Origin of the sequence: Selenomonas sp. oral taxon 136 (assembly GCF_001554015.1) — a bacterium.
GTDB lineage: Bacteria > Bacillota > Negativicutes > Selenomonadales > Selenomonadaceae > Centipeda > Centipeda felix.
The window spans coordinates 873,149-895,665 of sequence record NZ_CP014239.1; the positions used below are offsets into that span (position 1 = coordinate 873,149).

General features: G+C 51.1%; 35 protein-coding genes, 1 other RNA gene and 1 pseudogene. 10 read left to right on the forward strand and 27 right to left on the reverse strand.

From position 1 onward, the window contains the following. Positions 1-21 precede the first annotated feature (21 nt). From AXE86_RS04090 to AXE86_RS04210, 26 genes are all read right to left on the reverse strand, one after another. Positions 22-1,401: a phage portal protein gene (locus tag AXE86_RS04090; protein WP_157064406.1), complete on the reverse strand. Its 1,380-nt coding sequence runs from the start codon at positions 1,399-1,401 to the stop codon at positions 22-24. Positions 1,402-1,413: 12 nt separating this feature from the next. Further along, entirely contained in the window at positions 1,414-2,808 is a 1,395-nt protein-coding gene (terL, locus tag AXE86_RS04095) for a phage terminase large subunit (protein ID WP_061944986.1), read from the reverse strand. Further along, positions 2,801-3,343 carry a terminase small subunit gene (locus AXE86_RS04100; RefSeq protein ID WP_198145287.1) on the reverse strand — a complete coding sequence of 181 codons (543 nt, stop codon included), beginning with the start codon at positions 3,341-3,343 and terminating at the stop codon, positions 2,801-2,803. The genes terL and AXE86_RS04100 overlap by 8 nt, the downstream gene beginning before the upstream one ends. A 310-nt stretch (positions 3,344-3,653) precedes the next feature. Continuing rightward, on the reverse strand, positions 3,654-4,559 hold the full coding sequence (locus tag AXE86_RS04105; RefSeq protein WP_061944988.1) for a hypothetical protein: 906 nt from the start codon (positions 4,557-4,559) through the stop codon (positions 3,654-3,656). A 2-nt stretch (positions 4,560-4,561) separates the two neighbouring features. Beyond that, a complete protein-coding gene (locus AXE86_RS04110) occupies positions 4,562-4,984 on the reverse strand; it encodes a Panacea domain-containing protein (protein ID WP_061944991.1) in 423 nt (140 codons plus the stop codon). A 79-nt stretch (positions 4,985-5,063) separates the two neighbouring features. After that, positions 5,064-5,555 (reverse strand): hypothetical protein, encoded by a 492-nt coding sequence (locus tag AXE86_RS04115; RefSeq protein ID WP_061944993.1) that lies wholly within the window; start codon positions 5,553-5,555, stop codon positions 5,064-5,066. A gap of 176 nt (positions 5,556-5,731) precedes the next feature. Then, positions 5,732-6,223, reverse strand: a complete 492-nt coding sequence (locus tag AXE86_RS04120; RefSeq protein ID WP_061944994.1) for a class I SAM-dependent methyltransferase — start codon at positions 6,221-6,223, stop codon at positions 5,732-5,734. Further along, entirely contained in the window at positions 6,207-7,193 is a 987-nt protein-coding gene (locus AXE86_RS13100; protein WP_061944995.1) for a DNA cytosine methyltransferase, read from the reverse strand. Before AXE86_RS13100 ends, AXE86_RS04120 begins: the two co-directional genes overlap by 17 nt. After that, positions 7,193-7,621, reverse strand: coding sequence for a DUF1064 domain-containing protein (locus AXE86_RS04130; RefSeq protein WP_061944998.1), 429 nt, complete (start codon positions 7,619-7,621; stop codon positions 7,193-7,195). The genes AXE86_RS13100 and AXE86_RS04130 overlap by 1 nt, the downstream gene beginning before the upstream one ends. A 12-nt stretch (positions 7,622-7,633) precedes the next feature. Then, on the reverse strand, positions 7,634-8,002 hold the full coding sequence (locus AXE86_RS04135) for a hypothetical protein (RefSeq protein WP_232294923.1): 369 nt from the start codon (positions 8,000-8,002) through the stop codon (positions 7,634-7,636). A 25-nt stretch (positions 8,003-8,027) separates the two neighbouring features. After that, the gene (locus AXE86_RS04140; protein WP_232294924.1) at positions 8,028-8,711 is read right to left on the reverse strand and encodes an ATP-binding protein; all 684 of its coding nucleotides are present in this window, start codon (positions 8,709-8,711) and stop codon (positions 8,028-8,030) included. 61 nt (positions 8,712-8,772) lie between these two features. Beyond that, positions 8,773-9,570 carry a DnaD domain protein gene (locus AXE86_RS04145; RefSeq protein ID WP_198145288.1) on the reverse strand — a complete coding sequence of 266 codons (798 nt, stop codon included), beginning with the start codon at positions 9,568-9,570 and terminating at the stop codon, positions 8,773-8,775. A gap of 25 nt (positions 9,571-9,595) precedes the next feature. Then, the gene (locus AXE86_RS04150) at positions 9,596-9,901 is read right to left on the reverse strand and encodes a hypothetical protein (protein ID WP_061945004.1); all 306 of its coding nucleotides are present in this window, start codon (positions 9,899-9,901) and stop codon (positions 9,596-9,598) included. Between the two features lie 4 nt (positions 9,902-9,905). Beyond that, entirely contained in the window at positions 9,906-10,565 is a 660-nt protein-coding gene (locus AXE86_RS04155) for a putative HNHc nuclease (RefSeq protein ID WP_061945007.1), read from the reverse strand. Beyond that, entirely contained in the window at positions 10,565-11,101 is a 537-nt protein-coding gene (locus AXE86_RS04160) for a DUF669 domain-containing protein (RefSeq protein WP_061945010.1), read from the reverse strand. The genes AXE86_RS04155 and AXE86_RS04160 overlap by 1 nt, the downstream gene beginning before the upstream one ends. After that, positions 11,082-11,756: an AAA family ATPase gene (locus AXE86_RS04165; RefSeq protein WP_061945013.1), complete on the reverse strand. Its 675-nt coding sequence runs from the start codon at positions 11,754-11,756 to the stop codon at positions 11,082-11,084. Before AXE86_RS04165 ends, AXE86_RS04160 begins: the two co-directional genes overlap by 20 nt. Continuing rightward, positions 11,753-12,280: a host-nuclease inhibitor Gam family protein gene (locus AXE86_RS04170; RefSeq protein ID WP_061945015.1), complete on the reverse strand. Its 528-nt coding sequence runs from the start codon at positions 12,278-12,280 to the stop codon at positions 11,753-11,755. Before AXE86_RS04170 ends, AXE86_RS04165 begins: the two co-directional genes overlap by 4 nt. Then, complete coding sequence (locus AXE86_RS04175; protein ID WP_061945017.1) at positions 12,277-12,552, reverse strand: hypothetical protein; 276 nt, start codon at positions 12,550-12,552, stop codon at positions 12,277-12,279. Before AXE86_RS04175 ends, AXE86_RS04170 begins: the two co-directional genes overlap by 4 nt. Before the next feature lie 143 nt (positions 12,553-12,695). Then, complete coding sequence (locus tag AXE86_RS12615; protein WP_157064407.1) at positions 12,696-12,899, reverse strand: hypothetical protein; 204 nt, start codon at positions 12,897-12,899, stop codon at positions 12,696-12,698. 170 nt (positions 12,900-13,069) lie between these two features. Further along, positions 13,070-13,369, reverse strand: coding sequence for a hypothetical protein (locus tag AXE86_RS04185; protein ID WP_061945021.1), 300 nt, complete (start codon positions 13,367-13,369; stop codon positions 13,070-13,072). Next, positions 13,366-13,671, reverse strand: a complete 306-nt coding sequence (locus AXE86_RS04190) for a LysM peptidoglycan-binding domain-containing protein (protein ID WP_061945023.1) — start codon at positions 13,669-13,671, stop codon at positions 13,366-13,368. Before AXE86_RS04190 ends, AXE86_RS04185 begins: the two co-directional genes overlap by 4 nt. After that, complete coding sequence (locus tag AXE86_RS04195) at positions 13,668-14,057, reverse strand: hypothetical protein (RefSeq protein ID WP_061945025.1); 390 nt, start codon at positions 14,055-14,057, stop codon at positions 13,668-13,670. The genes AXE86_RS04190 and AXE86_RS04195 overlap by 4 nt, the downstream gene beginning before the upstream one ends. 76 nt (positions 14,058-14,133) lie before the next feature. Continuing rightward, positions 14,134-14,198, reverse strand: an RNA gene (locus AXE86_RS04200) — hammerhead ribozyme type II. Between the two features lie 76 nt (positions 14,199-14,274). Further along, positions 14,275-14,463, reverse strand: coding sequence for a hypothetical protein (locus AXE86_RS04205; RefSeq protein ID WP_061945027.1), 189 nt, complete (start codon positions 14,461-14,463; stop codon positions 14,275-14,277). Positions 14,464-14,622: 159 nt separating this feature from the next. Further along, positions 14,623-14,772 carry a hypothetical protein gene (locus AXE86_RS12620; protein ID WP_157064408.1) on the reverse strand — a complete coding sequence of 50 codons (150 nt, stop codon included), beginning with the start codon at positions 14,770-14,772 and terminating at the stop codon, positions 14,623-14,625. A gap of 73 nt (positions 14,773-14,845) precedes the next feature. After that, positions 14,846-15,055, reverse strand: coding sequence for a hypothetical protein (locus AXE86_RS04210; RefSeq protein WP_061945030.1), 210 nt, complete (start codon positions 15,053-15,055; stop codon positions 14,846-14,848). Between the two features lie 161 nt (positions 15,056-15,216). Between AXE86_RS04210 and AXE86_RS13475 the strand changes: the two are divergent. From AXE86_RS13475 to AXE86_RS11955, 7 genes and pseudogenes are all read left to right on the forward strand, one after another. Continuing rightward, positions 15,217-15,390 (forward strand): annotated as a pseudogene (locus AXE86_RS13475) (helix-turn-helix domain-containing protein); the annotation flags it as partial. Between the two features lie 15 nt (positions 15,391-15,405). Further along, positions 15,406-15,852 carry a LexA family protein gene (locus AXE86_RS04215; protein WP_061945032.1) on the forward strand — a complete coding sequence of 149 codons (447 nt, stop codon included), beginning with the start codon at positions 15,406-15,408 and terminating at the stop codon, positions 15,850-15,852. A 43-nt stretch (positions 15,853-15,895) separates the two neighbouring features. After that, positions 15,896-16,147 (forward strand): type II toxin-antitoxin system RelE family toxin, encoded by a 252-nt coding sequence (locus AXE86_RS04220; RefSeq protein WP_061945034.1) that lies wholly within the window; start codon positions 15,896-15,898, stop codon positions 16,145-16,147. Continuing rightward, positions 16,144-16,347, forward strand: a complete 204-nt coding sequence (locus AXE86_RS04225) for a hypothetical protein (protein WP_061945036.1) — start codon at positions 16,144-16,146, stop codon at positions 16,345-16,347. Before AXE86_RS04220 ends, AXE86_RS04225 begins: the two co-directional genes overlap by 4 nt. A 138-nt stretch (positions 16,348-16,485) precedes the next feature. Continuing rightward, positions 16,486-16,746 carry a DUF4160 domain-containing protein gene (locus AXE86_RS04230; protein ID WP_061945038.1) on the forward strand — a complete coding sequence of 87 codons (261 nt, stop codon included), beginning with the start codon at positions 16,486-16,488 and terminating at the stop codon, positions 16,744-16,746. A 17-nt stretch (positions 16,747-16,763) separates the two neighbouring features. Continuing rightward, on the forward strand, positions 16,764-17,027 hold the full coding sequence (locus tag AXE86_RS04235) for a DUF2442 domain-containing protein (RefSeq protein ID WP_061945040.1): 264 nt from the start codon (positions 16,764-16,766) through the stop codon (positions 17,025-17,027). Positions 17,028-17,545: 518 nt separating this feature from the next. Next, entirely contained in the window at positions 17,546-18,532 is a 987-nt protein-coding gene (locus AXE86_RS11955) for a beta family protein (protein ID WP_071884681.1), read from the forward strand. On the opposite strand, the gene AXE86_RS04250 is transcribed toward AXE86_RS11955, so the two are convergent. Continuing rightward, entirely contained in the window at positions 18,462-19,085 is a 624-nt protein-coding gene (locus AXE86_RS04250) for a sce7726 family protein (protein ID WP_061945046.1), read from the reverse strand. The genes AXE86_RS11955 and AXE86_RS04250 overlap by 71 nt on opposite strands. 166 nt (positions 19,086-19,251) lie before the next feature. Between AXE86_RS04250 and AXE86_RS04255 the strand changes: the two genes are divergently transcribed. The 3 genes from AXE86_RS04255 to AXE86_RS04265 all read left to right on the forward strand — a co-directional run bounded on the left by AXE86_RS04255 (position 19,252) and on the right by AXE86_RS04265 (position 22,464). After that, positions 19,252-20,424, forward strand: coding sequence for a tyrosine-type recombinase/integrase (locus tag AXE86_RS04255; RefSeq protein ID WP_061945048.1), 1,173 nt, complete (start codon positions 19,252-19,254; stop codon positions 20,422-20,424). A 142-nt stretch (positions 20,425-20,566) separates the two neighbouring features. Continuing rightward, the gene (gene pyk, locus AXE86_RS04260; protein WP_061945050.1) at positions 20,567-21,982 is read left to right on the forward strand and encodes a pyruvate kinase; all 1,416 of its coding nucleotides are present in this window, start codon (positions 20,567-20,569) and stop codon (positions 21,980-21,982) included. 110 nt (positions 21,983-22,092) lie between these two features. Next, positions 22,093-22,464, forward strand: a complete 372-nt coding sequence (locus AXE86_RS04265) for a RidA family protein (protein ID WP_061945052.1) — start codon at positions 22,093-22,095, stop codon at positions 22,462-22,464. Positions 22,465-22,517 lie beyond the last annotated feature (53 nt).

Consider the following 22,517-nt stretch of genomic DNA (forward strand, 5'->3'; position numbering starts at 1 on the left):
CATGCCCCGCATCTCCTCCGCCTAATCGGCGCGCTCTTTTTTGAGACGCTCGAGCTCTGCTTTCGTATCCTTCGTCCACGGATGATTTGCGATGATGGTCTCCCGACTGATTACGCCCTCGGAATCACGACAGTCCGCAATCGCCTCCGCCTCGTTGATGAGGATGTCGCGGTTAAAGACAAACTCCACCGCGCCGGGCTCGACCTTTTTCAGTCGCAGAGCAACACCGACAAACCACATCAGACGCTCCAACGCCGCTTGAAATTCAAGCTCCATATCATTGGCGTCAAGGTCGATATCCGAGTACATCGACTGGATGTTCATCTGATTTGGATTGTTCGATAGACGGTCATCCTTCGCGTCGAATCCGCAGCCGTTCTCGATGATGGCGCGCTTGAGGAGACGCAGGACGAGCTCATAGTTCTGCGCATTGACCTCGATGGAAAGCGTCTCCACGCCGCCCTTGGCGGTCTCAGAGTCTCGAACTTTGATTGCGCCAAAAGTTGAGAGGTTCTTGCGGAATCCGCCGAGCTCCTCGCCGTCATAGTTGTGGATGACGAGGATTGTGCTCCGTGCGTCCTCCTGCAAGTTGTCCGCGAATGTCGAAAGCAGTGTGTTGAGTGCGTCCTGCAAGGATTTTACGCGTGAGATCAACGGACGCTCGGCACTGTTCGCGCGAAACACGATAAGCGGAACGCGATCCCAATTCATCGGCACGCCGCCCACCTGCAAATACGGTGAATCCTCCGCCTCCGCATCCGGCAGGAGCTTGCCCGAATCAAATGTAAAGTACCGCACGCCCTCTTTCGAGAAGTACTGCACCTTGATGCTCTCTTTTTTCGTGCGCCCCTCGTAATAATCGAGGGTGTAGACGCGCAGGAATGAAGCAAGCTCCTCATGCGCATCGTCCATCCAGAACGGCAGAATCTCCTCGGGGGCGAATCGCCGAAAGCGCAGCTCGTTATCCGCAAAGTACGGGTAGAGATACCCGACGCCCGCATTGAGGCAATCCTCGCCGATCTGCTTGAGCGTGCGACGAAATGCCTGGTTGAATACGCTCTGCAGCTGTGCGCCGAACCTATCGTCCTCCGTCTTTACTTCAAAGGGCTTGGCGAGCAGGTAGCTCGCTTTCTGATTGACGAGCTTGCCGTACTGGTTGTCGATGATGATGTTGTTCGGCAGATTACGCACGGTGGTCTTTTTGCCGCCGTCACCGATCGCGCTGCGGGTCTTGTAGAGCACATCATGCTCTCCGCGCGCATACGCCTCGCCGATCATCATCTGGCGGCGTTTTTCAGATGCCAGCCATGCCGCCGTCTCGACCTCGATAAATTCATCCTCGCTCATGACGGACTCAGCACCGCGACGAATGATGTATCGTACCACGTCCATAAAGGACATTGCCCCACCTCCTTACTCAAAACTATACAGATCACCCGCGCCAATCTTCTCGGCAATGCCTGTTGTCGCATCGGGCGCATCATCGTGCTTGTTCTTGCCCTCACGCTGATACCGTGTCATAGCGTCATAGTACTCCGGCCAGCGGTCACGCCAGTTGGTTGGGAAATAAACATGCTCCATCACCCACGTCGCATTGGAGAGAATCCGTGCTGCCTTGTTCCGCGACTGGTGAAACGGTCGAATGACAGTTTTGTTGCTCCCGAACGTCTCGCGCAGATGCCGCTCCACCGAACGCGCGAATCCGCGCCCGCCCGAGTTGGACTCAATATCAGCGATATTGACACCGTTCTTGTGAAGCATCTGCGCCGCCAATGGCTCCGTCTCCTCCATCGGGGCTTTCGTATAGAGAACGTCGAGCACATAGGCCTCCTTGGCGTATGCGCCATACACGATGGCGCATAGGTAATCCTCGCCCGTGTCCGCTGTGTCGACATACGCCTTGACCGACGTGAAGAGCGGATGCCCGCAGGTGTTACGCGGCACGTCATCGTATGTCTTGAGCGTACTGTATAGCCGCCCTTTGATGTCGATCGGCTCCTGCTGATAGTTCGCAGAGGCAATATCCGCGCCCATCGCCCGTACTTTGTCCTCGTAGGACTTGCGCGAGAGAATTTCATCGCAGAGCATCGTCCCGTCGCCCTGCAGTGCCTTCATGGAGATGTGGCGGATGCGGCGGTCAGCGAAATGTCTGAGCACATTGCCCGCAAGGTCATCCGATGCCCAGCGCGTCATAATGACGATGATCTTGCCGCCCTCCTCAAGACGCGAGAGCATGGTATTCGTGAACCAATCCCAATACTTTTCCTTGACCGTCTCGTTATATGCCTCTTCCGCGTTCTTGATGAGGTCGTCGATGATCATCAGCGAGCAGCCGAAGCCCGTCGCTGTGCCCGTCGGAGAGGTCGCAAGATAGCTGTTATAGCCGCCCGCAAGACTCCATAGATTCATCGCCGCGTCACCCGCCTTTATCGCTACGCCAGGAAAGATGTCACTATAGACGATGCGTGCTGCGTCCGCCTTGATCTCCTGAATACTGTTGCGAACGTTCTTCGAGAACACCGTCGAGAGCGTTTCGTTGTACGATCCTGTCATGATCTTCTCTTTCGGATTCCTGCCGAGGATCCACTCCACGAACAGCCCCGCCGTGCGGCTCTTGCCGTGACGCGGCGGCTCGTTGATGACAAGTACCTCATCCCCGCCCTCGTAGAACTCCTGCAGCGCATCACAGAGCTCACGAAGATAGGAACGCTCGGGCTTATAGAAATCGGGTGCACGCAGACAGCAATAAAAAAAGAACTCGCGCCGTGCAAGTTCCAGTTTTGCTTGAAGAATCAGCCTGCTATCCACTGTCGATCACGTTCCGAAGCTCCTCCGTCGAAAGCCCTGCAAAGGGATTCTCAACGGTCGCCTTGACCTCGAGCTTGTCGTTAAACATACCGATGTGCCTCCCCAGAAGCTCAAGTGCCTTGATCTTGTCGTGCAGCTTTAGTTCAACCCCGTTGGCCCCTTGTTTGATGCTTGCAATAGCCGCGCGCTGGTCAGCAGAAAGCTCAGCGGTCTCCTTGTGTACAGCCAACTCGAGCGGAACCTCTATGTCCCCCCTATTGATTATCCGGGTCTCGACTTGTACAAAGTCCGTCGCATCCGCAAAAGCAACGCGTGCAAGCTCCTTGACAACGCGCTCTTGCGTCACCTCTGTGCGTCGTTGGAGGTCTTTTTGACGACGCGAAATTTCGGCTTGGATGTTATCTTTTGTCAACAGTCTGCCCGCAATACTTCTTGCCGAGCGTTCGCTGTATCCTGCACGAATTGCCGCCTGTGTCCCGTTGAAGTCAATTAACCACTCATCCACGAAACGATCCTGCATTGGTGGCAGCTTCACGTCGTCACCTCCTTTCCACTCATGCAAAAAGGGCACTGCCGCAGCTATGCCCTCAAAATTTATACTTCCCACAAACGAAACATAAAAAAAAACAGAGAAATTTATATCTCAACCTCCGCCCAACAGAAAAGCCGCCTCGCATGAGACGGCTCTGTGTTAGGGAAGGGATTGAAGGAAGTAGTGGCGGCTCGTTCCAAACCGGCCACATTAACAGTATAGCAGGTTTTTCTGCGAAAAAAAGGAAGTAAAACAGAACAAAAACCCGGTTAAAAATACCGTTGGGAAGGCAATTGAGTTATCCACAAGGCAACTATTTGAAGAAGTTTATTATGGCGTTTATTATCCCCCCTGATATGTGTTGTTCGCTTATTTTTATATTTCTTCCTTCAATTTCCCCAACATACCAAAAGCAAACTGTCATTCCCATAATGATAAAAAGCACACCATTTGATATCAATAATGGTATAGCTGATGCTCTTTTATTCTCGTCACGAACCAAATGGTTAATATAGTAAAAAAGTCCAAAAAGAATATTGATTAGCACCACCCCTATAAGAGAGACAACAAAAGCTAACCTATAAATACTTGCCTTGTCGATATTTTGAAATACTGAGTTGGAAAAAGTAATGCCCGCAGTAAATGACAGCATAATTGCTGCAAATATTCCAAGAATGGCAATATATTCTTTCTGCAGACCTCTCAAACGTATCTCAAGCTTTTTTGCCTTTTCTCTGGTTTCAGTTGATATAGCATTAAGTTGTTCAGAAAAGTTCTTCTCTGTGCATTGCATCTGTTCATGTAATCTAATATATTCTTCACCACCAGAAGCTTTCCAAAATATTTCTTTTGAATAATTAAGTCTTGCTATATCTAAATTAACATGATCATATAATTTTCTTAAACAATCTGTAATATCGATGAACATTTCATCTTGCTTTTCTGGTTTATAATTAGCACGCAACAATGAAAGATTTTGTCCCAAAATATCTATATTTCCTAAAGCCGGATCACGTGTTATTTGAGCTAATATCGAAAAAATTTCGGAATATAAATGATGAAATTTTTGACTATTAGGTGGAGAATAATATATCCTCTCCAGACGCTCATATATAGCCTTTTCCCTATCTGATGTTTGTAAAATATCTTGTGTCTTAGCCAAATCAAATAAGAGCTTCCTCAAATCCTTTTGACGAATCTCTTCTTCAACAGAATCCATTCTTATCCTCGCTCCACAATCATTTTAACAGGAATGACATCACTAGCGCCTCTTCCATCTCGATAAATTGAATCCCATGCACCATTGGGTCTATGTGTATCTTCTACCATTTCCCATGGATTCAACGATCTCTTTTCTTCTACTATTGAATCAATTAACTTTTCGTCATCCTTGCCAATTTTTATATTGTACTGCATCAAAATAGGCATTGAACCCGCACCACTAAAAAAGTAATAAACTCTTGGGACAACAGGTCCAAACTGCCACGCCTCTATACTATCATTAAAGGCAATAGTTCCCCGTTTATGTAAAAACTCTTTTTGAATATAATATAATATTTTCTGAAGTTGTAAATTGCTAATTGGTACATTTTCCTTAGTGCATTTAGAAACAATATATTTCGCCAAGTCCATTGCTGCATACATGATATTCCCTCCCAACTTGTCGAATATATGCCTGCTTCTAGGCATATATTCGTCGAAAATACAAGAATCCCCTCTTTTTCTAGAAAAAAATCTTCAACTGTACCGGTCTCACTTCCACCCCAAACAACATCAGTGCCACATCCCGCAGCACCTTCCCGCCTTTCTCCTGCGCCCACTTCTCTGTATAGTTCAGAACATCCGCGATCTCTATCCACGACTGCCCCCGCATATACCGCCCTTGTACCAGCTCCACATCTGCATCATCCAGCGACTCAAAGGCTCGATCAATCGCCCGTATCGTGCGCTCTATTTCATCTCTGCGGATCCGCATATCCGCAATATGCCCCTCAAGCTTAATGCGACGTACAGCGGCCGCCTCTGTTGTAGTCAATTCCCTTGTCCCGCCGCTGATACGATTGTCTCCGTACTGGATGGAGGATATGGATTCATCACGCAAGACCATCTCCTGCGCCTTAATCTCCTCTGTGAGATTCGTGACGGCGACCTTCATTTTGTTGTAGTTCTGCAAGAGCCGCTTTGTCTCCCTGATATAGTCGCCATACTCTCTCACGCTATTTCCTCCTGTCTATCTGAACGCACCAAAAGAGCGGTGATATGGCGCTCTTTTTTTCTTATCCCTCAAAACGGAATCTCCTCATCCGGCACAGGTGTCCCGGGATAGTCGCCCGATGCCTCCCCAATAGATAAGTGTCGAATATCCCGAGTTTTGGATGTTATTCAGTGTTTTCAACCGCATTTTTGCGATTGTAGTTGTTGTTCCTCCGGAAATTTCATAAACACCAGCCAGATTGTCTTCCCCCTCCGGTTCCCGAACAACGGTCGCACGGGGAGAAGTTTCAGAACATCCGCCGTAGAAATCTGATCTTCCGACCATTTGAAGATCAATACGCCGTAATCTTTTAGGACGCGCATACGCTCCTCGAATCCTCGACGCAGGTCATCTTGCCATGTACTTTCAAGCACTCCGTACTTGATGCCAAGCCATGAAGTCTTTCCTGCTCTGCACAGGTGCGGCGGGTCAAATACGACAAGACGGAAACTCTCGTCGGGAAATTGTATCTCTCGGAAGTCCGCGATCAGATCGGGCTTTACCTCGAATCGCCGTCCATCACAAAGGTTTTGGGCAAAGCTGCGATTGTCCATAAACACGGCCGCAGGATTTTCTTTGTCGAACCAGAACATTTTGGATCCGCAGCAAGCGTCAAGAATTGGTTTCATTGCTCACCTCCACAATCCTCCGAATCACATAGTCCGCGCAGAGCTGCGCCATGCCGTTGCCGAGTGCCTTGTAGCGCGCCGTATCGCTTCCGCCCTCGGTGTATCCGTCCTCTAGTCCCTGCAAGCGTTCACACTCCGTTGGTGTGAGACGACGCACCTTTCCTTCCGTGAGCACGACAGGTACTTGATTTCCTCCCGTCCCCATGCGGGCGTTGAGGGTTGGAGCGATGTCACCACGCACAGGGCGCATAACCTCATCCGCGTGTGTCATATCGTAGACTGCAATTCGAGCGCAATCCTCAGCTCCTCGGGCAGCTTCTTCCCCCGTTCCTGTGCTCGCCGCAATATCCCCTTGCACGCTCTTTGACTCAAATAGTATTTCTCCGGCACATCTTCCAGAGGCTGCAAAATCCGCGACAAGACAGATTCTACGGCGGCGTTGGGGGACTCCCCAATATTGCGCGTCGAGGACGCGCCATGCGATTTGACACTCTTGCAGTTCTGCCAGTCCTGCGTTTGCCCATTTTCCATTGGAAGGTATTGGAATTTCGGTCTGTCCGATTTCCTCAAGCACGGCTCTAAAATCAGCTCCTTTATTGCTCGAGAATGCACCGGGGACGTTCTCCCAAACAAAGAATCTCGGATACTCCCCTGCGGTACGCTCCCACATTCGTCGAACAAGGTGAGCTGCTGTGCGGAATAAGCCGCTGCGTTCACCGTTCAGCCCCTTTCTTTTTCCTGCAATACTCAAATCTTGACACGGGCTTCCCGCGCAGATAATGTCCACGGGCTCTATCTCGTCGGGATTGATCTGTGTAATGTCTCCGAGCTGCTGCACATCGGGGAAGTGCCGCGCCGTCACCGAACACGGGAACGGCTCGATTTCACTCGCCCATATAGGCGTAACCCCCGCATGACGCGCCGCAAGTAAGAAGCCGCCGATGCCGTCAAACAGACTGCCGAGCGTCATTACTTTACCTCCCGAAAAATGATATTCTCGTCCCTCATCTTGTAGAGAAATAGCTTCTTGCGTAGCAGATAGTCACGCGTACGTACGCCCTTAACCTCGATCACCTCATTGCGCCCGTCGGCGTAGGTGACAAGGAAATCCGCTGTGTAGGTAATCGGTCTCTGCTTCTTGCCCGTGTTGTCACGGAATCCCTCAAGAAGGGTGTAGGATGGCTGCAAGCCGATGCGGAGAACCTCGCCGTGCTGCTTTCGTGAGAGTAGGTCAAGATAGATTTCTGCCTCTCTCCTACTGTCAAACGTGTACCCGCACACCGTTGTCTTGCGTGCGTTGTACTTGTTCCTGTTCTGCGCCCGCACAAGGCGCATCACGTTCCCGATCGCCTCCCGCGCCGTCGGGTCGGACTTTTTGCAGGGATGATACTCGTCCATCTCGCCGCCTCCTCAGAAATACCCGCGTTCCTTGTTCTTCTCGTTCACGCGCCGCTGCAGGTCGCCGCGCATCGCTTCGTCATAGCCGAGCGCGGCAATCCATGACGTACAGACCGTGGTAATATACGTGAGTTTTTCGGCGAGAGCCGCTTCATCCGCACGCTCTACACAATCAAAAAACTGATCCATGTATATCACATCTCTAACGACATCATACATGTGCTTGCCCAGTTCCTTTGCCCACGCCTCACCATCCGCAACGTCAAACATGTTGCACGGCTGCGGCTTTGTCATATCGAGCACCTGCTTGTTATCTTGCTCTTCCAACAAGCCTTTCAAGCGCTTGTTCTCCGCTTCCAGTTCACGTACCCTTTCTGCCATCTGCGCTATCCATTTCAAATCCATCTCAGCACGCTCCTTTCATGCGCCAATCGGCGCCCCTAATCTCTACCCGCTCGCACATCCCGTAGATGCGCGACATAATCCGTTGCCCCTGCATATCGTCAATCACGTTGCCCCGCGCGTCCACCGTTGCCATGTGGCGGATGATCTGCGTCGGGCTGTAGTTGCTCGTGACGACCGTCGGCAGCTGCTCGTTGTACCTGTGATTCACGATGCAAAAGAGCTGCTCGCCAACCCACTCCGTCATTTTCTCTGCGCCGAGATCGTCCAACACGAGAAATGGCGTCTCCTTAACCGTCTGTACCCGCTCCGACGTTCCGCCGCTCGCGAACGATGCGCGGATGTCTGCCATGAGGTCAGGCACAGAGGCAAAGAGCACAGGCTTTCCCGCGCCCGCCCGCTCGTTGGCGATGATTGCCGCGAGCTTTGCCTTGCCCGTGCCTTTCTCGCCGTGGAGAAACAGCCCCTTGATCTCGTCTGCGACCATCATGTGTGCCGCATCGACGGCGTCTTTGTTCGCCTCCGTGACGATGTAATCCGCGAACGTGTCCCCTTCGTACGCCCTAGGGACACGGGCAGAAGCAAAGAGTCGTAAGATGCGCAGACGTACCAGACGGTTTCGCTCGTGACGGCATCGCCTGAGAGCGTAACAAAACCGCCCGTCATGGACTTCGACGACGGGAATCATGCCCTGAGAAGGTTGTTTGCAGACCTCTCCCGTGCATCCCTTGCATCTTTCCTGCGCACGCTCAATGTCCGCAATCTCCTCCCGATGCCGCCTGATCTCCTCCGCTGGAAGATCGTAGCTTCCACGGAGGGATGTAGTTGCGGTCGGCTTCGGCGAAATCTGAATACCGTTCTTCAAGAGCCTCGCGGCTATCGTTCCTGCCTGTTCCATGCTGTTTCACCCCTTTCCTCGGTGCCTTGAACCCGTCACGCTTCCACCGCTCAAGAACGGCTTTCATGTATCCCATGCTGCGTGCGTTGTATATCACCGCCTCTTTGACAGCGGCGATCACCCATGGCGCACTGTAGTCGTCTACAAGGTCAATGAGCGTATCACTCTCTATGTCACCGCCAAGAGGGTGGATGTTTTCCTCGAACACGCGCACTGCTTCTGCAAGGGCACTGTCCCCCTCGCACGCGCGCGTTGCAGCAGCAGCTATAGTCTTTTCTTGTCTAGTCTTTTCTTGTCTATATTGGTCTGTCATATAGGCGCCCGATACGCCAGCCGATGCTACAGTAGTTCCTACAGTAGTTACGCCAGTAGTCGGGATAATTTTGAGCTTGTACGTGCCCGCCTTTCCTTTGGCAGTACCTTTTCTGTACTCGACAAGTCCCATTTGGATTAACTGATTTCTTGCTGTGATAAGTGTTTTCTCGCTGTTAATCCCTGCCTCTGTCATTAGCCGAGAATTCGAAGCGTAGAAACGTTCCGGCCAGCCAAGCCCGTTATCAATCAGAATCAATCTGAGATAGAGGGTTTGAGCCGTTGCCGAAAGGTTGTCAATGCTGATTCTTCCGAATGCCGTCAGCTGGGTAATCATGCTAAACACTGTTCACCACCTCGCTCTATGGTCTCGGGAGCTTGCTCCACACAATCACATCATCATGCAGCATCTCAGAAAGCTCGTCGAATGCCCACATAACGGGGTAGACGGTTTTTATATCCGTGGCTAATTCTGCTTCACAACAAACCACAATTTCATTCTCTCTTTCGCCATCAGCATTCACAATGAGTGCCAGAGATGCGGAAGCAGAATCATATTGTGATTCGCCTATCTCCTTCCGATAGATCGCCCTGCCCTTAGAGTTTGTATATCCAGTGGTTTGAAACCCGTACTCCTTCAGCCGCTCCAAGTCTTTGACAACAAACATATCTTCACCTCGCTTTCAGTCGATGCACTTTCGCGATCCGCTCGTCAATTCGCACAGGCTCGAGGAAGTATCTCCTCAGAAAATCTTCCTGCCCTACCGCGTGTATCTCCGTGTGATGTTCCCTACACAGGGGCAGCGCACGCATCCCGATGTGACATATCTCCTTGCGGTTGCGCCCCATGCCGACCACGCTACCATTGCAGTGATGCAACTCTGCTTTTCGCCCACACACCGCACACCGCTTGTTCATGAGGCACGCCCACACATAACGCGGGATGTCCTCTGAGAGCTGATACAGCGGCTCTCCTACGTCAACACCATGGAGGATGCAGAAGTCAATCAAGTAGGTGATAAACAGCCTTGCGGTCGTCATATCGCAGTCAGACAGCGAGAATGTCCTTCTGAGCGTTTCCGCCTCACCGACGAACATGAGCTTTAGCATTTCCTTCATCGCTTCGAGTGGTGTATACCCCCACCACGCGGCAATGTAGGAGATCAGCACATAGGCTTTTTTACGCTGATCTGCCGATATATGACGCTTATCGACAAGCTCCACACCAACAAGGGGTTGATACCCCTCCGGCTTTTTCTTGTCATGAGGGAACGGGACAAAGACAGTAACGCCATCATCCCGCTCCTCCACAACATTACCTAAGAGCACCATCAGAACGGAATATCGTCATCGTCAGTGCCATATCCGTTGCGCATCTCCTGCTCGATGCACTTCTTTTCGGGTGGCGTAATTGCCTCAATGCCCTCAATCGGCAAGATTGCGATGCATTTTGTTGATGTGTAGATTTTCCCGTTGTAGATGTACTCTTCCTCACGGAACTTGCCGCCAAAGAGTTTGCCGACAAGGCTCTGCTCGTTCCAGTCCCATGTGTAGCCGGGATTGAACTTCTCGATGTTCTGGAGCATTCCCTTGAACCGCCCCTGCTGCTCGCCAGCCGTGAGCTGGTAGTACATGCCGCCCCACTTTGCATCAGCATTGCTTGCCTTGCGCCCCTCGTACTGTTTGCGGTAGTAGCCCGCATACTTGCCGCTCTCGATATCAAAGGCAATCGTCAGCATCGCAGCTCCGCTCTTTGACTCTCCCTTCTGAACCTTCACGATGCGGCACTCATAGCCGCCCGGCGGCAGAGGAATGTATTCCCCTGTGATTGCGGGGGTCGTGTCCCAGTCACTTGGTTTCTGCATCATTGTCATCGTCCTCCTCGTACTCCTTGAGTGCCGCGATTACCGCAGCCATGTCATTCGGAATCTCCTTCTCAAAACAATCCATCGGGCTTTTCGCCGTGGAGTGATCTGCCTGTGTGACAAATACATACCGCCCGTCCAGCGACTTCGCCCAGAGCACCGTTGTAAACTTGGATTCAAGAACAATCTTATCGAGCTTGCGTCCACCTGTCTTGACGTGTGTCCACTGGTAGCCGCTCTCGTCATGTTCCGTGAGTGAGTGAGCGATAAAGACGACCGTCAGATTCTCACGCAAGAGGTGCGCATCCGACACGATGTTCCACACGCATTGCGCGAGGTTGACGAACTTATCGAATCCGCGTTCCTTCGCTCTGCGCATCTCATCGTCCACCATGATTGTGGTAAGACCGTCAATGACGAGCGTGTCGAACTTATCCGCCCATTCTCCCTGCATCTTCTGATAGATAGCTTCGATGGTCGGGACGCTTGAGGTCTGCGTGTAGTTCTTCTTTGCGCCGTTGTACTGCTTCTTCCAGCCCTTCCACGAGAGCCCCTTACGATCAGCATCAACGATAAAGGTGCGCTCGGGGTCGAGCGTGCGGAGTGATGTTGTCTTACCACTCCCACTTTCCCCATACACCAGAATTGCTCTGCTCATTTCGCCACCTCCACATAGAAGCTCGGTGCACCCTGCGTGACCGTCATTCCTTCGATGATCTGACCGTCCGACGTGGCGACGCGTCCGTCCTTCATAACGTTGAGCGTCTTCTTGTAGTCGCCCCAGCGCACGGATTCCTGCACCTTCACGAAGGAATCATCATCCTGCTTGACAAAGGCAAGGAGAGCGGGGGTTGTCGCTTCGACCTTCTCGTCCCCCATCTTCCATATCTCACCGCCCGCCCGGAATCCGACGCGCCCAGAGGGCAGCTTCACGGACTTCTTCTTGCCGTCCGCGATCTTCTCTGCCACCCACGGCTCAAGCAAGCCTTTGAGATGTGCATCGCTCCCGTCAATCTCTGCCAGCGCGTCCGCCCGCCACTTCTCATAGCGTGCGGTCATCTGCTTGTATTGCTCGTCGATGAGGGCACGCGTCTTCTCGTTCTCCTCGAGTTTTTCGAGGCACCACTCCGCGCTTGCCTCGTCCGTTACCTCAAACGGCTTCTTCTCTGCGTTCTCTGTCATGATGCCAACACCGCCTTCCGGAAAATATCAAAACTGCGGCGATGAGAGCTGAGCTGCTCCTTGAAGCTCTTATCTTTACGGTCATACGAGAGGGAGAACTCCGCCGTAATGAGGTCGGGGGAAATCCACTCGTGGGGCTGTGTAAGGGTCAGGCTGATAAAAGCCCGCCCCCTTGCGCGGCTCATTGATGCCGCAATCAACCTAGCACCGTCCCGCTCCATGCGGGACACGTAGTCTGCCAGCCTCTTTGGCAGTCGCTTTGGTACGCGCATGTTATTCATCCTCCATCATCCCGTGGATTTCAAAGTCCACAATGTATCTCATTTGATTTACCTCCTATTCCGTGATATACTCACGGTGAAAACCTTATTTCTCTGCGCCCTGTGCGGTTGCCGCCGCATCGGGCGTTTTTTCTTTACTCATCTTCCTCGGGTGCATCCTGCGGTGTTTTGCCTCCTGCAAGCTGGACGATCTTTTCTTTCAGCTCGGCGTTCTCTTTCTTGAGCCGCTCCATCTCGTGATAGTATTCCGCCCTCTTATCATTTGCCTCGCTGATCTTCTGACGCGCTGTTGCAGACTCCTGTACGAGATCCCGGTATTCGCTCAGAGTGATCTGCACTGTGAGTTCCCCCGGACAGATAAAATTATCCGTCCATTCGGGTTTGTAGCCTTGACACTTCCCAGAAAGGATTTGATTCTCCGTTGACTTCTCATTTTCCATTGCTATACACTCCTTCTTCTTGTGTGTTGAGTTTGCGCGCCCCCCCGCGAGTGCCTCATCCCATTCCTTCACGCGAACTCGTACCAGACGAGTTCGGGGGTATCCTCCCAGCTCTCCGGGTCGGGGCTGTCCGTCGTGCCCCACTTTCGGTGGAGCACTGCCGCCCCCTGCGTCGTCTTGTGGACGACCTCTGCGGACTCGCTGTGTACGGCGCGCCCGCAGTTGTGGTTGTCGTAGGCTTCCCACTTTTCTCCTACCGCCGCCGCCCGTAATTCGGCGTAGTTGACTTCGACAGGCTCGCCGCACCCGTTGTAGCTGCTTCCCTGCAGCACGAATGCGGCAGCTTCTTTCTTTACTTCCATTTTCATTTTGTTTCCTCCTCACCCTTGACCCAATAGGTCACCTTGATCTCATCGCCGGGATAAATCATCCCGTCCCTATCGAGGAGCCACGGATTCAGCTCCTCCATCCCCGACTTGTATTCGAGGATGTACCGGCGCGTGCCGGTGTTCTTTTTGACGTACTCCTCGGCGATGCCCCAGAGCGTATCACCGGGGCGAACGGTGTAGATCTCCTCGATGAGGACAGCATGTGTGTCCTCATGCGTCGCCATTCCAGCGCAGAGGATCGCCGCTCCTGCTAGAACGCACCCAGCAATCAACTTCTTCATGTTGACACCTCCTTCTTTTCCCTGAGTTTGCCCGTATAGCGCTTGAGAGAGTGAATGTACTCCACCACCCACGAATATGGGACTTTCCGCTGATTGCTGCTCGGGTCAAGAAGCACATAGGCCAGGTTGCCGCTGTCCATCAGCTGCTGTGCGGCACGCGGCGAACACCTGAGCATCGCCGCGACCTGTTTCACATCAAGCAGTCGCTCCTCCGGAACGTCTACAGGCATCGGCGGCAGTGCCACCACCTTTGGCAGACGCTCGACAATCCGCTGCTCCAACGCATCAACCTTCTCGGTCAGCTTCTCATCAGCGATCCTGTCAAAACCCACCATGAGCCCTGCAACGAAAGCATCCGCCGCCGCATCCGTCGCTGTCTTTCCCATGACCTCACCTCCTATCTATGAGGAAACGCCCCGCCATCTTTGCTATCTACCATGATTCGCCTCGGAACGGGCGGGACGTGACCTGCCATCATCAGCGCAGGGAGGTCGTTCCCCGCGGACGGGCTTGCGCCCGTTTCGGCTATACAACATATTGTGAGAACACTTGATTTATCCAACTATATGTTGTAAAACATCAACATAATTGGAAGAATATCCGTCACAGTTCATCTTTGCTCAGCTGCATTGCCCCCCTTAGTTTCCTCAGTTCTTCGACGGTGAACCCTCCGCCTTCATTGAGCATTTTCCGAGAGAACGTATCTCGCCCAACGCCTATGATCTCTCCTGCCTCCTGATAGGTCAGCCCGTTGTATCTCAGCTTCGCCTTGAGCAGCTGCATATCCGCCATAGTTCTCCCCCTTATTTCATGACAGAAAGGATGTTGTAAAATGCTCTACCTCATTACCTACGACCTGAATGCACCAAGGCAAGATTACCAAACATTATGTTCAAGCCCAGCTTCCGGATGACCAGTGCAAATGGATTCAGGACGCCATGTCAAAGGGGGTTATTTGACAGGATCAACAGGCGGCTGTGATTTCTGCTTATTCAGCAAGCAGTATTTCATCTCACCAACAAAAGAAATTCTTCGCTGCACCTCCAGTTCCAATAGAAGCGTAACGATTTCCTTGACATCACCTTTGATGATGACCTCCATCCCCTCACCTCCTCTCTGCGCGGATGCCGTTTGACTACGTGCTCGGGGTTGTTGTTGTTGATTTACAATCAACTCAATGGGCAAAAAAAATCTTCTGTTGCTCAGCAAGGTTGCTGAGATTCAACAGTTCATACAGTTTTGAGATTTCGCTTGCCTTGAACTCCGTGATGTTATTGACCTTCTGATACAGCCCCATCTCAGAAATACCAAGGCTTTGTGCAACCTTTTTCTTTGTAAGCCCTGCGCGTTTCAGCGCAATCTCAAACTCTATAGTATCTGTCATCCTCTCCCCTCCTTTGTTGAATATAAATCTACACTCGTATAATACCATTGCGTAGATTATATGTCAACATTTTTATTTGCAAAAATAAATAAATGTTGATTTTCAAGAAACGATATAGTACACTGAACATACACTATAGTTTATATCTAGGTGGTGTTTATATGTTGGAGATATATAAAAGGATTCGTACCCGAAGGGAAGAACTCGGCATATCACAAGAGGAACTAGCAAAACGCATGGGGTATAAGTCACGTTCTTCCATCAACAAAATTGAAAAGGGCGAGAACGATATACCACAATCTAAGATAGTAGCTTTCGCCCAAGCGTTACGAACAACGCCGGAGGCTCTTATGGGTTGGGAGCAATCCCCCGCCTCGGGCGATCTGCCCGATCTTCCCAACATTTTCCCAATTCGGACAAAGAAAGTCCCCCTCCTCGGTACGATTGCCGCAGGGGTTCCCATATACGCCGATGAGAATTTTGACGGATACCGCGAGTGTACGGAGGACATTGACGCTGATTTCTGCCTGAAGATACAGGGGGACAGTATGATCGGCGCGCGTATCAATGACGGTGACATTATATTCATCCGCAAGCAGGAGGATGTGGATAACGGCGAGATCGCCGCCGTCCTGATCGAGGATGAGGCAACGCTAAAGCGCGTCTACAAGGAGAAAGATTCTCTTATATTGCAAGCTGAGAATCCGAAGTACGCCCCCATCGTCTATACGGCAGAAAGCTATGTCGAGTGCCGCATCCTCGGAAAAGCCGTCGCCTTTCAGAGCGATATTGTGTAGGGCATAAAAAAGACGCCATCGTAGGCGGCAGGAAGGAATCTCTATGGAAATAAAATATGCCAAAGCTGCTGTGAAAACCATTGGAAGTATGGACAAGCCGACAAAACAACGTCTCAAAAAAGCGATTGAGGATTTGCCAAAAGGAGATGTAAACCCCCTCAAAGGAAGTGATTCACTGTATCGGCTGCGCGTCGGTAATTGGCGCATTGTTTTCTCTCTTCCTGATACAAATACGATTCTGATTGAAAAAATCGCCCCGCGCGGGGATGTCTACAAAGGAGGCTTATTGATATGACTGTAAAAGCACAGATTGTTGAAATGATGGATTTTGTTCCTGATCGTGAACTCCCCATTCTTTTGGAAGTAGTCAAACGCTTCATACCGAATGATGCAGATGACCGCATGACAGACGATGATCTGAAAGCCCACAGCCTCGCCATGCAGGAGTATCGAAACGGAGAAACCGTTTCTCATAGCGAGATCAACTGGGATTGACAAAACGGGCATAAAAAAAGACCGCACCTAGGGCGGCAAACAACAGGATCAAATATCGGTATTTTACCATTTAAAATATCCGTAACCCGTTGATTTTATTGACTTTATAGGACAGGATCAAAAGAGGAGGTTTATGTTATGCCGACAATCTCAATGTTCTTCGGGATCATCATTCGTATGTATAACAACGGTGAGCACAATCCGCCGCATTTTCACGCGACCTATCAGGGGCATAATGCCGTATTCAACATGGACGGCGACCTCACCGAGGGCGATATGCCACGCAAGCAACTCAAACTGATTGCCGCATGGACAGAGCTGCACCGCGACGAGCTTCTTGCCAACTGGGAACTTGCGATGAGTGAGCAGCCACTTTACAAGATTGACCCGCTACGATAGAGAAAGGAGTGGACACCATGAAACAGCCTGCATGGATTGTTGAGGGCGTGACGGCGCGTGAGGACTACACTCTGCTTATCACCTTTACCGGCGGCACGCAGCGTATTTATGATGCCCGCCCCCTGCTTGAGAAGCCGATCTTCGCCCCGCTGAAAAGCCTTCCTTTCTTCCTGAGAGCAAGGGCGGCGTACGGCACAGTCATTTGGAGCGATGATGTGGACATTGCTCCGGAACACCTCTATGAGCGCAGCACCCCCGTTGAGGTGGAGAAGATCGCCTGATTCACATCGCAAAACGGGCATAAAAAAGACCGCACCTAGGCGGCAGTAACGCGTCACTTGCATATCATCGGGGGCTTGTGTTATAATGTGTTTGGCAAATGCGATAGCACTTAAGCACACGAAAAGCCCCCAAGGTGCGAACTTGGGGGCTTTTCTGTTCCCATATTGCAGGCAGGGACTAACGCCTAGGCTCGTCGCCGTCGTCTCTCTCATCGAGCCATTTGCTGATGCAGTTGGCGATTACACCAGCCAAGATGGAGAGAAAAAATGCGATAACACTCATACACACACCCCCTCCCATTGCCATGTGTAGGGGCGGCAACGCGTCCAGTATAACACAGTTCAGAGCATTCCGCTATGCTCTAACCGCCTCGCATCCGACACGGTTAAAATACGTCGAAAAATAACGCTATTTAACGGATACCATGACACAATCATGCAATAAAAACCGCCCCCCCCTCTGCGCCAACAGAGAGAGCGGCGAAGCAATATCTTTTTTTAAAGGGAGTGTATTCATCATGACAACTTACTTTCCTATTTTGAAATGGAAACGAGGAGAACAAATCGCATTGCAGAATATAGGGGTTGCTGTGCCTCAATTAATGCCAGTAATCCAAATAGTAGGCGATAGCACACCAAAAGATTTTTGCGATTCCATCAGAACATATTACAATCACCCCATCTACCTTGATACATCCAATCACCCTGATGAAGATGATCATCTTTCTGTATTAAATTCGTATATTCAATATGCACAAGCTAGTGGTTTTGCTATATATCCAATTGTGAATTATCTCGATATCGCCTACATTCCTTCAAATGTAAATAGATGCGCTGTTTACCTTCCCGTCCCACTTGATTTTAACGGACCACAAATTCACCAAATACTCAGCAATATATCTCAATATACGTCCACTCTTCAGTTAGATATATTTTTAAATGCTGGCAACGTCTTTGACCTACAAACGGCCAACATATGTTATTCCCAGTACATATCAATACTACAAGGACTTACTCCACTCAATGCACAATGTGTCATTTGTTCAACGTCCTTTCCTGATGACCTATCCTCCATCGGAAACGGTGGTTCTGCTGAGTATCCTAGATATGACTATCAAATTTTTTCTCAACTAAAACAAGAACCAAGATTATCTCCGATTAGAGGTAACATACACTATGCGGACTACGGTGTATCAAAATTCACTGAAAGTGAAATTGATTTTCGCTTATTGCGTTATGGTGTTCTTCCAAAAATTAGATATACCGCTAATGACCGCTACATCGTTTGGAAGGGCTCTCGAAATCCGCAGATCAACTATCATCAACTATCAATACAAGTCATTAGTTCTGGATATTACTATGGTGCTCAGTTCTCTTTTGGAGACCAAAACATTGATCGAGTAGCACAGGGAAATACAGGTGTCGGTAACCATGCTAATTGGGTAACATACGCGTGCAATCACCATCTTGCTGTTGTATTACAGCAGCTCTCCACGATTCCCTAAGTTTCAGTTGTTCTCTAACAATTAGGGGAATCTGTTCGCGCTCTATATTAGAGGTCAATAATTCCCCTAATTGCTTTCTTGTTTTACTTTTATAGCCTTTTCGAACATCCGTATACATCATCAGTATGTTTATCATCTCATCACGCCATAAAAGTAAAACAATACTATCAATATCAAGATGTGTATTCATTTTTCCTTCACGTCTCGTAGTAATAAAGATTTTTGAATTCTTCTCACTTACACTTTTTACTGACCACCATGCAGGAATTAACTCATATACTTTATCAAGATGATTTTCAAAAACAACAAGTGTCATCGTGTCAAATATTTTATTATAATCTTCCACCTGTCTAGGAAGACGCTCTAAAGTATCTTGCTTGCTTTTTATTTCATAGCCATGCATCTTCCCATTTATAACGGCTATATCAATACGTGACCTACCTGCACAAATATCCATTTCATCAATAACAATAGTTGGAGTCTTTATAAAATCTTCATATTGGCAGAAGTCTCTATGTAAGATTTCTCTTATATCATGATCATATACTTTCATGAGTATCGTCCTTCTTTTGTTGATTTTACAAGTTAATTTTACCATAGTAAGTCAACTAAAAACCGCCCAGTGCTACGAACACCGAGCGGCAGACATGACGCGAATCATGCCCTATTGCACTTCCATACTACCATGATTCGCCTCCTATTTCAAGGAGGTTTTATTTATGTCCAAGATACGTATACGCAAGCGCAGAAATACCTATTCCTATAGCTTCGACATCTCGAAGAATCCGCGCCGCATGAAGGAGAAAGGAGGCTTTGCCACCGAGGATGAAGCATTTGATGCAGGTGTAAAGGCCTACGCCGACTGGAAGAGCGGGAATATCGGTGTCACGTCGGAGAAGATCAAGCTGCGGGACTATCTCGCATCGTGGCTAGAGAACGTCGTGCGTCCAAACGTGAAGCGAACAACGTACAACAACTACCACGATGCGGCAAACTCGCGCATCACACCGCATATCGGGGATATTTACTTGCAGGAGCTGCGCCCGCGTGACATTGATCTATGGGTCAATGAACTCGCCCATGCAGGGCTATCGCAAGGAACCATCCGTCAAACAAAGACGGTGCTCTCCACCGCATTGAAGTATGCCATCTATCCAGCCGAGCTTATTGCCGTGAACCCCACGACGGGAATCAACATCCCTCGAAGTGCGCCGCGCAAAGTAGTTGAGCGTACTGTTATCACACCCGAACAGTTCGCCGCCATTCCCGAAAGCAACAAATTCTACCCGCTGCTTAAAATCCTCTATCACACGGGGCTTAGAATCAGTGAGGCTCTTGGGCTTACGTGGGATGATATTGACCTTGATACGGGCTTGCTTTCCATCTCTCGCCAACGACTACAGGCGGGCTATTTTGACACGCCAAAAACGGCGACAAGTGCGCGGACGTTTTATGTAGATGCGCTCTTTCTCTCCTATCTGCGTGCGCTCAAGAAAGAGCAAACAAAGGGCGAGCTACGTTTAGGGCAGGCGTATCAGATCGCCTACGAGAGCAAGGACGCGGATCGCACGCTTATTCTCCTGCCAAAGCGTCTGCCTCCTCGTGTCGATGCGGAACGCCGCCAACTGCTCTGTGTTCACCCGACGGGGATTCCCTATGCACATGAGAACGTGCGCTACGCGCTTTACAGATTAGTCCTGAACTCTCACAGTTTTCGCCATACGCACGCAACGCGGTTGATCGAATCCGGTGCGAAGCCCGTTGACGTTGCCGCCCGTCTCGGTCATGCGGACGCGACCATCACACAGAATCTCTATGCGCATGACACAGAGGATATGCAGCAGGAGACCGCCCGCATCTTCGAGCGTTTTGTAGACAAGGGGTGTTTGTAGGCAAATTGTAGACAAACGGCGGTCAGAGAAGCGAAAAACCTTGAAAATACAAAGGTTCATTTCTGTTCCTTGTATTTTCCTTAAAAAGAGTGTAGAATATCCATAGATGTAAACTCAGGGACAAAAAAACGGGGGATATGTCATGCTGAAAAAAACAAAAATTATCTGCACACAGGGTCCTGCCACGGATCCGGACGGCATCGTCGATGCACTCATCGAGAACGGGATGAACTGCGCACGCTTCAATTTCTCCCACGGTACGCATCCGGAGCATATGGAGCGCATCAAGAAGGTACGCGCCGCTGCGGAGCGCGCGGGGAAGGTGATCTCGCTGATCCTCGACACCAAGGGACCGGAGATGCGTCTCGGCGAATTCGCTGCCGGCAAGGTGCACCTCGAAAAAGGCAACAAATTCACGCTTACGTACGACGATGCGCCGGGCGATGAGACGCACGTCAGCGTCAACCACAAGAAGCTCTACACTGAGGTCAAGCCAGGCGACAAGCTCCTGCTCTCCGACGGACTCGTCGAGCTCGTTGTCGATGAGGTGCGCGGCAAGGACATCATCACCACCATCCAGAACAGCGGTGCGATGTCCACGCGCAAGCGCGTTGCAGCGCCCGGTATCGAGCTGAGCCTGCCCGCCATCTCCGAGCAGGACGAGCGCGACATCATCTTCGGCATCGAGAACGACATGGATTTCGTTGCGGCATCCTTCATCCAGCGCCCTGCTGACGTGGAGGAGATCCGCCACCTGATCGCCAAGCACGGCGGCCACATGGAGATCATCCCGAAGATCGAGAACCTCGCGGGCGTCAACAACTTTGACGCGATCCTCGCCGTCTCCGACGGCATCATGGTCGCGCGCGGCGACCTCGGTGTCGAGGTGCCCGCTGAGGATGTGCCCGTCATCCAGAAGGAAATCATCCGCAAGTGCAACGCCGTCGGCAAGCCCGTCATCGTCGCTACGCAGATGCTCGAGTCGATGACCGAGAATCCGCGTCCGACACGTGCCGAGGTCTCCGACGTCGGCAACGCCATCTTCGACGGTGCGGACGCCATCATGCTCTCGGGTGAGACCGCAAGCGGCAGCTACCCTGTCGAGGCGGTCAAGATGATGAACACCATCGCCCAGCGCTGCGAGGAGTCGCTTGAGTACGACTCACTCATCCGCTCACGTCAGATCCGCGAGCGTTCCTCCACGACGGATGCCGTCTCCCATGCGACCGTGCAGCTCGCCTACGAGACGAGTGCCACCGCCATCCTCACGCCGACCCAGTCCGGCTACACGACGCGCGTCGTGTCGAAATACCGTCCGAAGGCGACCATCGTCGCCTATGCGCCGAGCCCGATGGTCGCACGCCACATCAACCTGCGTTGGGGTGTCTACTCCATCCAAGGACGCAAGTGGTCGAGCGTCGAGGAGATGATCGAGTCCTGCACCAAGAGTGCTCTCGACAACGGCTATGTCGACCACGGCGACAAGGTTGTCATGGTTGCAGGCATGACCTACAACGAGGGCGGTTCCATCGCCGTCCGCGTCACGACGATCCACTAAACAGAGAAAATTCCCACACTGCAAAACAGTGCTGTGAGAATCGTGAAAGGGCTGGTGTACGAAACAGAACGCTTCGTACACCAGCCCTTATTGATGAAAGGAGCCTCTCTATGGAAATGATTCACAGCGACAACGCCCCCGCTGCCCTCGGCCCCTACAGTCAGGCAATGCGCGTCGGCTCTCTCGTCTACACCTCGGGACAGATCGGCATCGACCCCGCCGTCGGCAAGATCACGGCGACGGACGTCGCAGGGCAGGCAGAGCAGGTCTGCAAGAACCTCGCCGCCGTCCTCCGTGCTGCCGGCACCGACCTCTCGCACACCATCAAGACCACCTGCTTCCTTGCAGACATCGCGGACTTCGCCGCATTCAACGAAGTCTATGCCCGCCACTTCACGGGCAAGCCTGCACGCTCCTGCATCGCTGCCAAAGCACTGCCGGCGGGTGCACTCTGCGAGATCGAGGTTATTGCCGAAGTATAATCGATATAGAAAATGCGGTGATACGAATTTGACGTTCGTATCACCGCATTTTG